This window comes from Candidatus Hydrogenedentota bacterium (assembly GCA_016791475.1).
In the GTDB taxonomy this organism is placed as follows: Bacteria; Hydrogenedentota; Hydrogenedentia; order Hydrogenedentales; family JAEUWI01; genus JAEUWI01.
In genome coordinates this window covers 24,255-36,704 of record JAEUWI010000017.1, presented here as the reverse complement: position 1 = coordinate 36,704, position 12,450 = coordinate 24,255, and the positions used below count along the sequence as shown (strand labels likewise).

The following is a 12,450-nucleotide window of genomic DNA, read 5'->3' as shown; positions in this document are numbered from 1 at the left end:
TCGCGGGGCGGCGGCGAGGCGCAACCGCCCGCCGCCCCGCATACAAATAATCTTAAGACGTGAGCGGGCGTTGCACGTTACATAGGGCACTACCGAGGTGCTTTCGAATGCCGGGAGTGCCTGCTAACCAATGGAGGCAGCAAATTGTGTTAAGCAGAATCGTCGGACTCATACTTCTCTCGGCAGGAATCGAGTTCACGGCCCATGCCGCGCCGCCGACCCCCGAAACCCCTATGCTGGGGATGTACGTCCATCAGCACTGGTCCTACAATCACCCCTACAACGCGCGCACCTGGACCCTGGACGACTGGCGGGGTTACCTCGACGGCATAAAGCGCCTGGGCTACAACACCGTGCTTATCTGGCCCGTGCTGGAGACGGTCCCCGAGCCCATGACACCGAGCGACCACGAAAACCTGAACCGTATCGGCCAGGTTATAGACATGGCCCACAGCGACTTTTCCATGCGCGCCTACTTCGTGCTCTGTCCCAACAATCGAGGCAAGGACGAGGCCGCGAAATACACCTTTGAGGAGCGTCCCTTCTTCGGCACCGAGCGGCGCGTGAATCCTGCCGACGCCGTGGAGTGGGGGAAGCTGATGGCCTTCCGCAAGGAACTCATCACCCCCCTGAAGAACGCCGACGGCATCTTTATCATCGACAGCGATCCCGGCGGATGGCCCTTCTCTACGAACCTGGATTTTGTCTCCATTCTCCGCAGTCACCGCTACATCATGAACGAATTAAACCCGGAAATGGAACTGATCTACTGGGCCGGCTTCGGCTGGGAGGCCTACGCGCGTTTCTATGAAACCGGCGAGATCAAACGCGGTACCGAAGACGAATTTGACCAGACCGTCCACATGATCGCAGCGAACCATCTCGAACCCTGGTGGATCGCCAGCATGAACGAGCCTAACCTGACCAGCACGCTCAACATGCCCCAGCGCATTCTAAGTTTCAACTACGGAAAGATCGAGGGCGAACCCAGCTTTCCCCTCACCAATTTCGGTGACACCACGGCCTTTGAGGGCGGCAAACTCAAAGGACAACTCGGCGTGCTCGGCAATTCGCAAACCCACTGCGTGCAGTTGCCCAATACCTTCGCCTTCGCCCGGGGAGCCCAGGGACTGACCTGCACCCGCGACGACTACGTCGCCTTCGCAAACGACCTGATTACGGGACAGGGCGAGACCATCGTCCGGGCCTGGGAAGCCTTGCGCGGTGGCAACGTGGCCGCGATCGATGCCGCACGCACCTCCCTCGCGTCCCTGAAGAAAACCACCTTAGTTCCCGGCCCACTCAAGGGGCTGCTCTTCGGAGACCCGGCCCGATTCATCCTCGATCTGGAGCTTCAACTCAACATGATGGGCACGCTGGAAACGCTCTATCAGGGCGCGATTGCCCAGCCGCAGGACCCCGCCGCAATTAAAGTAGCCTTCGCGGCCTTCATCGACGCCCACGTGGCCTGGCAACAGCAGCACGCGTATAAAAACAACTGGTACGACGGAAAGCTCTGGGCCGCTATCGGGGCGATCAACGCGCCGGCTTCGCAGGTAACCTTGAAGAACAACGTCTTCGTGGGCGAGGGCGAAACCATGTTCGACAAAGTGCAGGACGGACTCCGGCGCATGGAGACCTTCACCCCGCGCCTTATCGAATCCATGAAAAAAGACCTGGAAGCCATGCCCTGACCCTGTGGAGCGGGGGCTTTCCAGCCCCCGTAGCAGGATAAGACCGGGCATACTGAAGCAACACCAAACGTCCCCTCGAAGGAGGAATTCAGATGAATCGCAGGGAATTTCATAAAGCATGCGCCATCGCCGCCGTCTCCGCCCTGGCGGGGTCCCAAGCCCTCGCAAAGCCGGATGAAAACCCGAGGAAGCCCTTCAAGCTCCGGGGCGTCTACTTTCACGACGGATTCACCGTCGATCCCGAGCACCACGCCCCCCTGCACTGGGGCCGCGAAGAGTGGCTGCGCCAGATTCGCTGGCTTCACGCCTGTGGTGTGAACGCCGTCGAGTTCGCCACCATGCTGGAGTTCAATCGCATACCCCAGACGGCCATGGAACGCGAGAAGATCGAAGATCGCAAACTGGTGCTGGAGCTGGCCCACTCGCTGGGCCTGGAATTCGGCTATATCCTCACAAACACCGTCGTCAGCACCGTGCCCGACGGCGAAGAGCCGGGCCACCAGTTGCTGAACCGCGCGGTACAGCTCTGTCCGAAAGAACCCGGCAATTTCGAAAAGACCATCGCCCTCCAGGAATGGTATATGGATACCTATAAGGAGGCCAACTTCTTCGATGAGTTCGCGGCGGACTGGGGCGCCTGCCACTGCGGAAAATGTGCCGTGCCGGACTACATGCACTACGTGGACACCCTCGCAAAAAAGCTTGCGGAGAAGAACCCCGCCGCACGCATGTATGCAAACACCTGGTGCATCGCCTACTGGGGCCCCGGTCCCGAGGAGCAGGGCTGGGAGAAAGTCTTCGATAACGAAATTCGCGGCTCCCGCGAGGTCATCGAACTCCTCGACGCCATGCCGAAGAATGTGAACCTCGCCCTGCCCTGTCATCACCTTTATCGACCGCTCGTCTACACGACCAAAGGCGGAAAGAAGAACACACCTGTGTTCCCCACGCGCGACGACATCAAGAAAGTCGAGGCCATGGGTCGGGGCGTGCTGGCCTGGCCCCATTTCGTAATGGACGACGACACGGGCCGCGCGCCTCAGTGGGGTCTGGTGCACAGCGAAGTGCGCTACATCCGCGATCTCCTCCAGCGCCTGCAGGAAACGGGCATCGATCAGGTCATGGGCAATCTTTACTTACCGTATCTGCAACTCTCCAATACCTACGCCTATGGCCGCCTGCTCGACGCACCCGACACCGAACCCGCCACGATACTGAGGGACTTCGCGAAGCTCGTTGCCCACAAGGACGATGCCGAGTCGCTGGCCGAAGTGATGGCGTGGATAGAGAATCACAGCTACTGGGAGGAGCAGATGCCCGAAGATGGACGTCTCCCCGAACTGCCCTGCACGCTCGACAAAGCCGGCGCAGTGAAGGCACTGGCGGCAGTGCGCCCGAACCCATCACCCGAAATGCCCTTGCCCTATCCGCCCGCGGACTGGCTGAAGGATCTGGCAAGATCGATTGACAAGATGGCTTGGGTGTCGGCGTGAAATGGCGTTTCGATTCCTAAGCAGGAATGTGGCATTCGCTGCGGCAAATCACCGCCTGTGATTCACAGCTCAACAACGCGCCGTGCGAGCACCGACCTCCCGGAGAATGATATGAATAAGTGGCCATCTTGTTGGCTTAAACGCCTAACTTGCAGCGTATTGATGGTGTTGTCCGCTGAAGTGTGCGCCGATACGCCTGCCATGCAGGTCATCCTGCCCGAGGATCTCGCGGCGGCGCTGGCGGGCAAGCTACCGGCCAACCTGGAGCCCGTGCCGCGCTCCGCACTCAACGCGGAAGACCTCGTCACCCATGCGGCGGAGGGCGGCTCTTTCGTCTGGATCGGTTCGCCTGAGGGCTTGCCCTCCGATTTCTGGATCGGTAACTTCGAGTTGTCGCCAGACCCTGTAGACATGGCACCGTACAGTGAATCGCCGCTGTCCCTGCCCCCTGGTTTTTCCGCAAAGGGCAAGGCGCGTTCGGCCTTTCTCTACTCGAAGAACGAATTCCCGAAGCACAGCATCGACGAAGAGATTCGCGCCGACTTTCTGCCTGTCCTCGCGGCGAAAGACCGCTTCGGCAAGATCATCGGCTACCCCGGCGTCTTGATGAACCACCTCGCGCCTTCCCTCGTCGGCAATCGCTTCGAAGGATGCCAGGGCTATTTCTTCTTCTTGGAAGATCCCCTCGCCGCCATGCCCGCGGAACAGTGGACGGTATTGCTGAGCCAGATTGCCAGGCGAAACGAAAGCGCGCTGCGCGTCGAATACGTCGAAACAAATTACGCATCCTACCAGCCCGGAGAGCGCGCCCAAATCCGTGCCCGCGTGTACAACGGACGTGATGTGTCCGCGTCGCTGACGCTCCGCTTTTCCGTGCAGGGTCCAGGCGAGACGGTGTACCGACCCATCGCAACGATGCGCCGCGTGGCAGGGGCAAACAGCGCCACCGAGGCCGTGTGCGATTTTCCCGTCTCCGGACCAGACGGCCTGCACCGGATTCGCGTGGAAATCCTGCAGGACGTTGCCCAGGCAGAAAAGACGGCGCTTCTCGGCGCGCCCGAAGTAATTGAAGTGCGCGAAACGGCCATCGTGGTCCTCTCCGAAGGCTGGACCACGCCGAAAATCATGACCATCGACGGCCCGAACTTCGCCTTCGACGGTAAACCGGGTTTCTATGCGGGTACCCACTACTACCCCTCCAATGTCTGGTGGGAATGGGCCTGGCGCGATTTCCGTCCCGCGCTGGCTGAGCGCGACTTCGCGGGCATGCGCCAGGCCGGCAACCGCATCGTGCGCGTATGGGCCGACCCGACACTCGACGAGATCTCCTTGCGCGCCAAGGACGCCGCCGTGTGGATCGCCGCGTCCCACGGGATCGTACTCGACCTGTGCGTATTCAATCAGTGGGTCCGCGATTTGAGCTATGAGCGGCAGGACGGAACCATGGTGGATTTCGAATTCCGACACCCGAAGGATTTCAACATCTACAGCTTCTCCCTCCGCAATCTCGCGAATCAGCGCGCGTATCTTCAGACCCTCTCGCGGCGCTGGCAGCGCGCGGGGAATGTGATCTACAACCTTGCCAACGAGACCTACATCAAAGATCCCGACGAAACCCAGATGGATCCCGAAGCCCGCGAATGGGAAGAAGCGAAGCTCCCCTTGGGCGAGCGACGCGACTCATTGCTCTTCCAACGCTGGGGTCTGGAGATGGAGAAGGCCGTGCGCGAGAGTGGGGGAAAGCAGCCCGTCTTTCCGGGCTACATGTTTTCCCTCAGTGAAGGTGGCGACGCCTACCTGGGCAACGCGAAAGCGCCAATAATGACCTGGCACGGCTATTTCTCCCCCGAAGGCATCGGCGAAACCGTGCATTACTTCGATCCACTCCACTCGTCCCGGCCACTCCTCCTGGAAGAATTCGGCAACCTCGGGTGGAACAATCCCGTCCACTACGACGGCGCCATGCACTATGCCGTGGCCTCGGGCGCGGGCGCGGCCATGTCCTACGAATGGGGGATCAGTTGGATGTCCCGCGAATCGTCCTTCGTGCCGCTGCCCATGCGTGACGCACTGGAAGGCACGGACCCGCGTTGGTTTCAACCCATCGTGGACTATGCCCGAGAGAACGCCAGCGAGAGCGGCGTAGGCATCGCGCCCTGGCCCAGTGGTTGGGGCTATGGTTCCATCTACCACGGTACTCCCTTCCCAGCCGCGGCGGCAGAGGCCATTCAGCGAATGTCGTGGTTCGGCGAACAGTTCGCGCGTGTCGTGCAGCCGGAATCGGTCTATGTCGTGATACCGGAATCCAGCACCAAGACCCTGCTGGGGCCCGCCATGGGCATGTTCAAGCAGCTCTGGATGGCGGGCGTACGCTTCGGCGTGTGGCAGGAAGCGGGAATAGATTTATTGCCGGAGTCCGCGAAAGTCGTGATCGCGCCAGGGCCCATGTCGACGGATGCCGGCAGGGCCGCATTGGACCAGCTTCAGGCAAAGGGTGTGACGGTGCTGAGTGGCGTGGCGCTGGCGGCAGAGGCCTTGGCGCAAGTGCAGCGCGTGGATTTCACGCCCTCGGACGGAATCAATGTGCTCACGCGCCCCACGGCCAATGGCACCCTGTACGCCTTTTTGAGCGAGCGCACCGGCGTGGATCTGAAAGCCCAGATCGAGGGCAAGGAAATCGACGCGAAACTGGATAGCTATGTACTGGTTCAATCTGGCGCGGAAGGCCCCACTCTCATCGAGGCGGCGGGTAATGTGGCGGTCGGTGGAGAGCCCGTCTTTTTGACCGATGGCGGTCGAATCACGGCGGTCTCGACGGACGGGCAACCCTTACATATTTCGAAGCAGTGGAAAGTATCGGCGGCCACGACGCCGGTCGTGCTGACCATTCCGCGCACCGTATCGACGGTTGAAGTCCTCCTAAACGATGCGGGGGAGACCGCGAAAATCGAAATCACGCCCGGCACAAGAGAGGTGAAGATTGACCGCGAAATGTCCCGCTACCCGGTGTTGGTCAGCTTCGGTGATTGATGCCGAGACGGAACCAACCATCCCTTGGAGGGGAATCGTACAAGCTGGGAGCGCCGGCATCCCTGCCGGCATTGCACAAGCTGGGAGCGCTGGCATCCCTGTCGGCATTGCACAAGCTGGGAGCGCCGGCATCCCTGCCGGCATTGCACAAACTGGGAGCGTCGACATCCCTGTCGGCATCGCACAAACTGGGAGCGTCGACATCCCTGTCGGCATCGCACAAGCTGGGAGCGTCGACATCCCTGCCGGCATCGCACAAGCTGGGAGCGCTGGCATCCCTGTCGGCATTGCACAAGCTGGGAGCGCTGGCATCCCTGCCGGCATTGCACCGAAGGTGCAGATCGAACCCCGCGGATTGCGTAGTTGTGCGAAGAGCCAGCACAACTTCATTCGGCTGAAGTGTAACTTTATGAGGCATTCACCATGAAACAGTACAGCATCCCCCAACACCTCATACATAGTGCGCGAATCGCCCTCGCGCTTGCCGCGTCGGCCTGCATCGTCTCGCCCGCCATGGCCGATCACTTCGTGCCTTCCGCCACATCTCAGATCGCGGGCTCTGCCCTTCCGGGCGACGCCGAGAGCATCGCCGTGCGCAGTTTCACCAGCGCCGTCGTGCGCATCACCGGCGCGTCAATCCCGCAGGTGTGGGGTGCTGCCGTCGCGGAAGGGCGCACGCCGATACACGTGGGCAACGGCGCCACGCTGGCCGAACACTTGAAGTCCATCGTTCTTTCGACGGCTCCTTCGGGCGATGTGGATAATCGCAACCAGTCCTATGTCGTTACCGCGACTCCCGAGGGCGGCATCATCGCCGCCGGCCTCGGCGAAGGCGACACACCGCGCGCCTTCCTCGGCCTGGGCTATGCCCTGGGCGATCTGCTGCGACGCCTGGAGCGGCGCGAAGGGCAATGGGGCTTCGTCCTGCCCGATCAGCCCATCGTGGCTTCGCCCGCCATGCCCAACCGCACGCTCTACCTCATGAACAGCAACCACATGAACCCCGGTCTCTCCCTGGAGTTTTTCTCCGAGCCCGAGCTGGAGGCCTATGTTGATTTCCTTATAGAGGCGCGCTATTCCCGCGTTTCCTTGTGGCAATGGACCGCAAACATGCTCTATCCCGATAACTTCGAGCAGAATCGTCCGCGCAACGAAATGACCCACCGGGCCATGCGCCACCTCTTTCAGTACGCGCGCCAGCGCGGTCTCCATGTCTACCACCAGCTCGCGCCCATGCACGCCAATGTCGATCTGCTGCCGCCCGATCCCCAATTCGCCGCCACGGGTTACTACGGCCGCAACAGCATCTGCTGGGCCCAGCCCGAGGGCCGCGAACTCGCGAAGAATATGGCGCGCTTCGAGATGGAATACTACGGTCCGGTCGATGGCTACATCGTGTGGTTTTACGATCCAGGCGGCTGCTTCTGCGACGTGTGCAAGCCCAACCAGGGCCAACACCTCTTCGAACAATTTTCCATGGTGCGCGATCTCGCGAAGACCATCAGCCCCGGTGCGGAATTCCAGGCCGTGCTCTGGCCCACCTGGTGCTTTCACGAATACACGGATCGCGGTATTCCCTACAAGGACCCCGCCGAAGTGCAGGCTTTCGTAAAGGAGTTCCTGGGCAAGATGCGAACCCTCTTCGGCCCGCGCGAACTCACCATCATGGACACCGGCGAACTGGAAGGCTCCAACATTTACAACGGCCTGGTTGATCCCAAAGAGTTCAAGCGCTCCGCCTTCCTCTATAGCATCATGGGTCTGCCCAGCGAGTCGGTGTTTCCCTTCGCCTCCTTCAAGATCAATGAACTCGCCGAGGTCATGGGCAAGGCCCGGGATCGCGGCGTGGAAGACGCCAACTTCTTCATTCAATACGCCAACATAAACAAGCCGTCGGTCTTTGCCTTTGGCGATATTCTCTACGACAAGAACGCCACCGCCGACGAAACCCTCCGCCGTTTCACGGCCACCATGGCCGCGGGCGAAGCGCGCACATTGCTGTACAACGTGCTGGATCGCCTGGAAGCCATGCAGGCGGCCACCACCTACGACGCCAGGGAAGTCGCCATCGGCGAGGTCCAGGCCGCATGGGACAAGCTGAATGCACATCCCCAGTTCCTCGGCAGCCGCGAATGGCTTTCGGGCTTCGTGCTCGCGCAGAAGTACTATCTGGGTATGGCCCGCGCGACGTCGGTCGAAGCCTTCAACGAGAATCTGAACACGCTGAAGTCGGAGCTGGCCAAGCTCCCGCTCTGGGAAGATTTTGCGCGCGCCGCATTGAGCCCGGAGCTGGCCGCGAGTCACATCGCGACGTACTGGCGCGGTCCCCTGAACGACCCGAACATTGTAGGTTTGCCGAAGTAGGGGAGACCCTAACGGCCACCGCCTTTTGGGCGCCCCGTGGAGGCCCGCTCCACGACGCGTGGAACGATGAGGATTTCCCGCGGGCGAAAGCCCGAGGGCTTCGCGTCCATGCGCTGCAGAATGCACTCCGCCGCCTTGCGCCCGATCTGCTCTTCGTGCTGCTCCACCGTCGTCAGCGGAATCTCCAGGTAGCGCGCCGCCAGCACATCGTCATACCCCATGAGAGAGATATCCCCCGGAATGGCGAACTTGTTGGCCCGCAACACCTGCATCGCCTGCATCGCCAGCATGTCATTCACCGCGAAGAGCGCCGTCAGCTTCTCGCGCCGCACAAATTCGATGAAGTCGTGGCCGAGTTGCTTGTGCGCGCCGACGGGAAAAATCCGCTTCTCGGGAAGCGTCAGCCGGTGTTCCGCCAGCGCCTGTGTAAATCCCTGCAAGCGCGCCCGCGATGTAAACACCCAATCGACATACCCGATCTCGCGATGGCCCTTCTCCGCAAGGTGGGTCCCCGCCTCATAACCACCGCGATAGTGATCGCAATTGATGAAAACACAGCGGTCAACCAGGTCCTCCGGACAGTGGTCGATCACCACCAGCGGTATGGAAGGCGCGGACGAATTGAGTCCCATATCGGATACGCCACCCGAGATCAACACCATCCCCGCCGCGTGCTGTCCCGCCATGATCCGGTTGAACAATTCACGCTCGGTGTCCGCAAGGTAGCCCGTGCACGAAAGCTCCACGATAACCCCGGCCTCGCGCAGATGCTTCTCAACGCTGCCCACCACTTCCACGTTGAAGGGGTTGGCCATGTCCGGAACGATCAGCGCCACGCGCTTGCTCGTCCGCATCTGCAACACACCGGCGTCCTGGTCGCTCACGAAGGTGCCGCGGCCATGTTCGCGCCGCACAAAGCCTTCCGATTCCATCTCCGCCAGCGCGCGCACCGCCGTAACCTTGCTTACGCGGAATTTCTCCATAATCTCGGAGATGGAGTAGATGCGGCTGCCGGGGAGCAGCTCGCCGCCCCGGATCTGGGCCAGGATTTCTTGCTTGATTTGGATGTACTTCGGGGAAGGATCGCTCATTCAATACTTGCCAGCCATTCGGGAACCCGGAGCCGTCTGGAACAGCGCCCAAGGCTCGTGACCGCTCTGTGGTCTATCGGTACTGTGTTATAGCACAACGCAGTCCCCACTACAATTTTTATGGTCGAAAGGTCACACGACCGCCAAAGAAAAGGCGCCAATTTTTTCTCTTGAAAGAAGGTCGATTTTGTGATACTGTACCGACCAAGTTGGATCGGCAAGTACACTTTAGCTGAAATAGCGGTTTTTCAAGGGTCGGCGGGCGATACTGTTGCCGTCTTCGGGCAAGACCCGCAGTGCGGTGGTCTTCGGCAAGGAAAGGGACCGGGTGCCGCGCATCGCTGGTCCGGAATGCGCCATCCTGCGAAGTTCGAACTGGCAATAGCACGGCGAAGGCGCAGCTCGCCGAGTCGGGAGATACAATATGCAAGAACTGGACAAGGCGTTGGGCATCTCCCTCGTGGGCGAGCGCCGTGAAGAGGTCCTGGCCGATTTTTCCCGCCAGTTGTCCTTCTGGAAACAGGCCATGCCCGACGTTCAGCCCCTCGTTCTCGATTTCGGTCTGGGGCGCTTCGACGAAGTCGGCTTGGTCGAAGCATGGATATGCAACGAGGTGGATGCGGGCTATTGCGGGAAATACCTCTTCCTCTTCGACGGCCAGACCTGCCCCATGCACCGCCACAAACTCAAATCGGAAACGTTCTTCATCGCCCGGGGCGCCATCGAAGTCTGCTTGAATGGCAAGACCCGCGTGTTGCGCGAGGGCGATACCCTCTTTATTGAGCCCTGGATTCCCCACAGCATGAAGGGGATCGGGCCCGCCCTGATCCTGGAAATTTCCACGCCCTGTCTTGTCGACGACAACTACTTCGAGAATACCGAGATCCCCATCGGCGGCAACTTCGGTGGCGGCGTTCTCTAGCGCGCTCAACACACCGACTCCGTCGCGATTTCCCCGTTTTTGCACTGCATTACTACCGAAACTTACCCATCAGGAGGCACCACCATGCTTGCCACTCAATCCTCCCTCGACTGGGCGAACGCCCGTTGCGCCGATCTTCCCAATATGGTGGTTCCCGCGCCGGGGCCCATCTCGCAGGATTTTCATGATCGCTGCTGCACCTATTTCAAGGGGCTGAGCGGTCAGGTGAAGCTTTTCCCCGTGACTTTCGAGTCCGGTGAAGGCTGCATGCTGCGCGATGTGGACGGCAACGAATACATCGACTTTTCCTCGGGTATCTACGTCACCACGCTGGGTCACTGCCACCCGAAGATCAGCGAGGCCATCGCGAAATACGCCTTCAAGCTGATGAACGCCCACGACTTCACCACGCCCATCAAGACCATGCTCGTGGAGAAGCTTGCGGAGATACTGCCGGGCGATCTCAATGGCTTCCAGTTCTACGACTCCGGCACCACCGCCGTCGAAGCGGGCATACGCGTTCTCCGCGCCGTGACGAAGAAAAACGAAACCCTCTCCTGCTTCTACGATTACCACGGCAAGACCTATGGCGCCGTGTCCCATGGCCACATTCGCTCCCACGTCTACGGTGCCGTGCGCGCCCCGGGCGTCCACATGCTGCCCCGCCCGGATCTTTACCGCCCCATGTGGACGAAGGCCGATGGCTCCATCGACACCGACGCCTACATCAGCTTCTATCGCGAATACATCGACAAGGGCACGGTTCACGACGTGGCCGGTTGGGTGCTCGAGCCCATCCAGGGCTGGGGCGGCACCATCATGCCGCCCGATGACTTCTTCCCCAAGCTCCGCACGCTGTGTGATGAACTCGGCATCCTTCTCATGGCCGACGAAGTGTTAACAAGCTGGGGCCGCACCGGCAAGTGGCTCTGCATGGAGCACTACGACACCGTGCCCGATATCGTCACCATCGGCAAGGGCTTCGGCAACGGCTTCCCCGTCACCTGCGTGGCCGTGCGCGAGCCCTATAAAGAAGCCTTCGAGGCCATCTCCGCGTCCAGCAGCTACGGCGGCAACCCCATGGCCTGCGCGGCGGCCCTGGCCTCCACCGAGGTCATCGAAGAAGAGCAGTTGAACGAGCACGCCGAATTCCTCGGCGAAGTGGCCAACAAGCGCATGGCGAAGATGAAGGCGGAGCACAAGATCATCGGCGATGTGCGCGCCAAAGGCTGCCTCATGGGCATCGAGCTCGTGAAGGACCGCGACAAGAAAACGCCCTTCGACAAAGCGGGCGAGCTCGTCTACCAGAAGGCCTTCGCCAAGGGCCTGGCCTGGATTCCCGCGGGCCACATCCTGCGCATGAGCCCGCCCATCGTCATGAACGAAGAAACCCTGCTCAAAGGCCTCGACATCATCGACGAGGCCATCGGCGAGACGCAGAAGGAATTGATGGGATGAGCGACAAAGTCTACGGTGTCGGCGTGGTCGGCTGGGGCTTCATGGGCAAGACCCATACCTTCGGCTACCATACCATCCCCTTCTTCTACAGCGAGCCGCCCATCAACTACGCCTTGAAAGGCGTGTGCGTGCGCCGTCCCGAGACGCTGGACGCGGCGGTACGCGAGGGGAAGTTCGAATTCGGCACCACAGACTTCGACGAACTCCTCTCCCGCGACGACATCGACATCATCCACGTGTGCACGCCCAATAATCTCCACCGCGATCAGGTGGTGAAGGCCGCCGAGGCCGGCAAGCACATCTACTGCGACAAGCCCCTCGGCAGCAGCTACGCCGAGTGCCAGGATATGGTCGCGGCGCTGGTGAATTCCTCGCCCGACATCGTGACCCAGGTGGCG

8 protein-coding genes are annotated in these 12,450 nt (G+C 60.8%); 7 read left to right on the top strand and 1 reads right to left on the bottom strand.

Features of this window, described 5'->3' with window-relative positions; all coding sequences use genetic code 11:
- Positions 1-146 precede the first annotated feature (146 nt).
- The 4 genes from JNK74_11080 to JNK74_11065 all read left to right on the top strand — a co-directional run bounded on the left by JNK74_11080 (position 147) and on the right by JNK74_11065 (position 8,581).
- The gene (locus JNK74_11080; protein MBL7646721.1) at positions 147-1,694 is read left to right on the top strand and encodes a hypothetical protein; all 1,548 of its coding nucleotides are present in this window, start codon (positions 147-149) and stop codon (positions 1,692-1,694) included.
- A gap of 92 nt (positions 1,695-1,786) precedes the next feature.
- A complete protein-coding gene (locus JNK74_11075; GenBank protein MBL7646720.1) occupies positions 1,787-3,187 on the top strand; it encodes a twin-arginine translocation signal domain-containing protein in 1,401 nt (466 codons plus the stop codon).
- 162 nt (positions 3,188-3,349) lie between these two features.
- Entirely contained in the window at positions 3,350-6,217 is a 2,868-nt protein-coding gene (locus tag JNK74_11070) for a hypothetical protein (protein MBL7646719.1), read from the top strand.
- 423 nt (positions 6,218-6,640) lie between these two features.
- A complete protein-coding gene (locus JNK74_11065) occupies positions 6,641-8,581 on the top strand; it encodes a hypothetical protein (protein ID MBL7646718.1) in 1,941 nt (646 codons plus the stop codon).
- A gap of 8 nt (positions 8,582-8,589) precedes the next feature.
- On the opposite strand, the gene JNK74_11060 is transcribed toward JNK74_11065, so the two are convergent.
- Complete coding sequence (locus JNK74_11060; GenBank protein ID MBL7646717.1) at positions 8,590-9,672, bottom strand: substrate-binding domain-containing protein; 1,083 nt, start codon at positions 9,670-9,672, stop codon at positions 8,590-8,592.
- Positions 9,673-10,096: 424 nt separating this feature from the next.
- On the opposite strand from JNK74_11060, the gene JNK74_11055 reads away from it, so the two are divergent.
- The 3 genes from JNK74_11055 to JNK74_11045 form a co-directional block, all read left to right on the top strand.
- A complete protein-coding gene (locus tag JNK74_11055; protein MBL7646716.1) occupies positions 10,097-10,594 on the top strand; it encodes a D-lyxose/D-mannose family sugar isomerase in 498 nt (165 codons plus the stop codon).
- Positions 10,595-10,678: 84 nt separating this feature from the next.
- Entirely contained in the window at positions 10,679-12,052 is a 1,374-nt protein-coding gene (locus JNK74_11050) for an aspartate aminotransferase family protein (GenBank protein MBL7646715.1), read from the top strand.
- The coding region (locus JNK74_11045; protein MBL7646714.1) for a Gfo/Idh/MocA family oxidoreductase at positions 12,049-12,450 on the top strand (402 nt) is incomplete at its 3' end. The genes JNK74_11050 and JNK74_11045, both read left to right, overlap by 4 nt.

What these genes read in the sequence shown, in the direction of transcription:
- JNK74_11075 (MBL7646720.1), top strand. Translation starts at nt 1,787, where the DNA reads ATGAATCGCAGGGAATTTCATAAAGCATGCGCCATCGCCGCCGTCTCC.
- JNK74_11070 (MBL7646719.1), top strand. Translation starts at nt 3,350, where the DNA reads ATGGTGTTGTCCGCTGAAGTGTGCGCCGATACGCCTGCCATGCAGGTC.
- JNK74_11065 (MBL7646718.1), top strand. Translation starts at nt 6,641, where the DNA reads ATGAAACAGTACAGCATCCCCCAACACCTCATACATAGTGCGCGAATC.
- JNK74_11060 (MBL7646717.1), bottom strand. Translation starts at nt 9,672, where the DNA reads ATGAGCGATCCTTCCCCGAAGTACATCCAAATCAAGCAAGAAATCCTG.
- JNK74_11055 (MBL7646716.1), top strand. Translation starts at nt 10,097, where the DNA reads ATGCAAGAACTGGACAAGGCGTTGGGCATCTCCCTCGTGGGCGAGCGC.
- JNK74_11050 (MBL7646715.1), top strand. Translation starts at nt 10,679, where the DNA reads ATGCTTGCCACTCAATCCTCCCTCGACTGGGCGAACGCCCGTTGCGCC.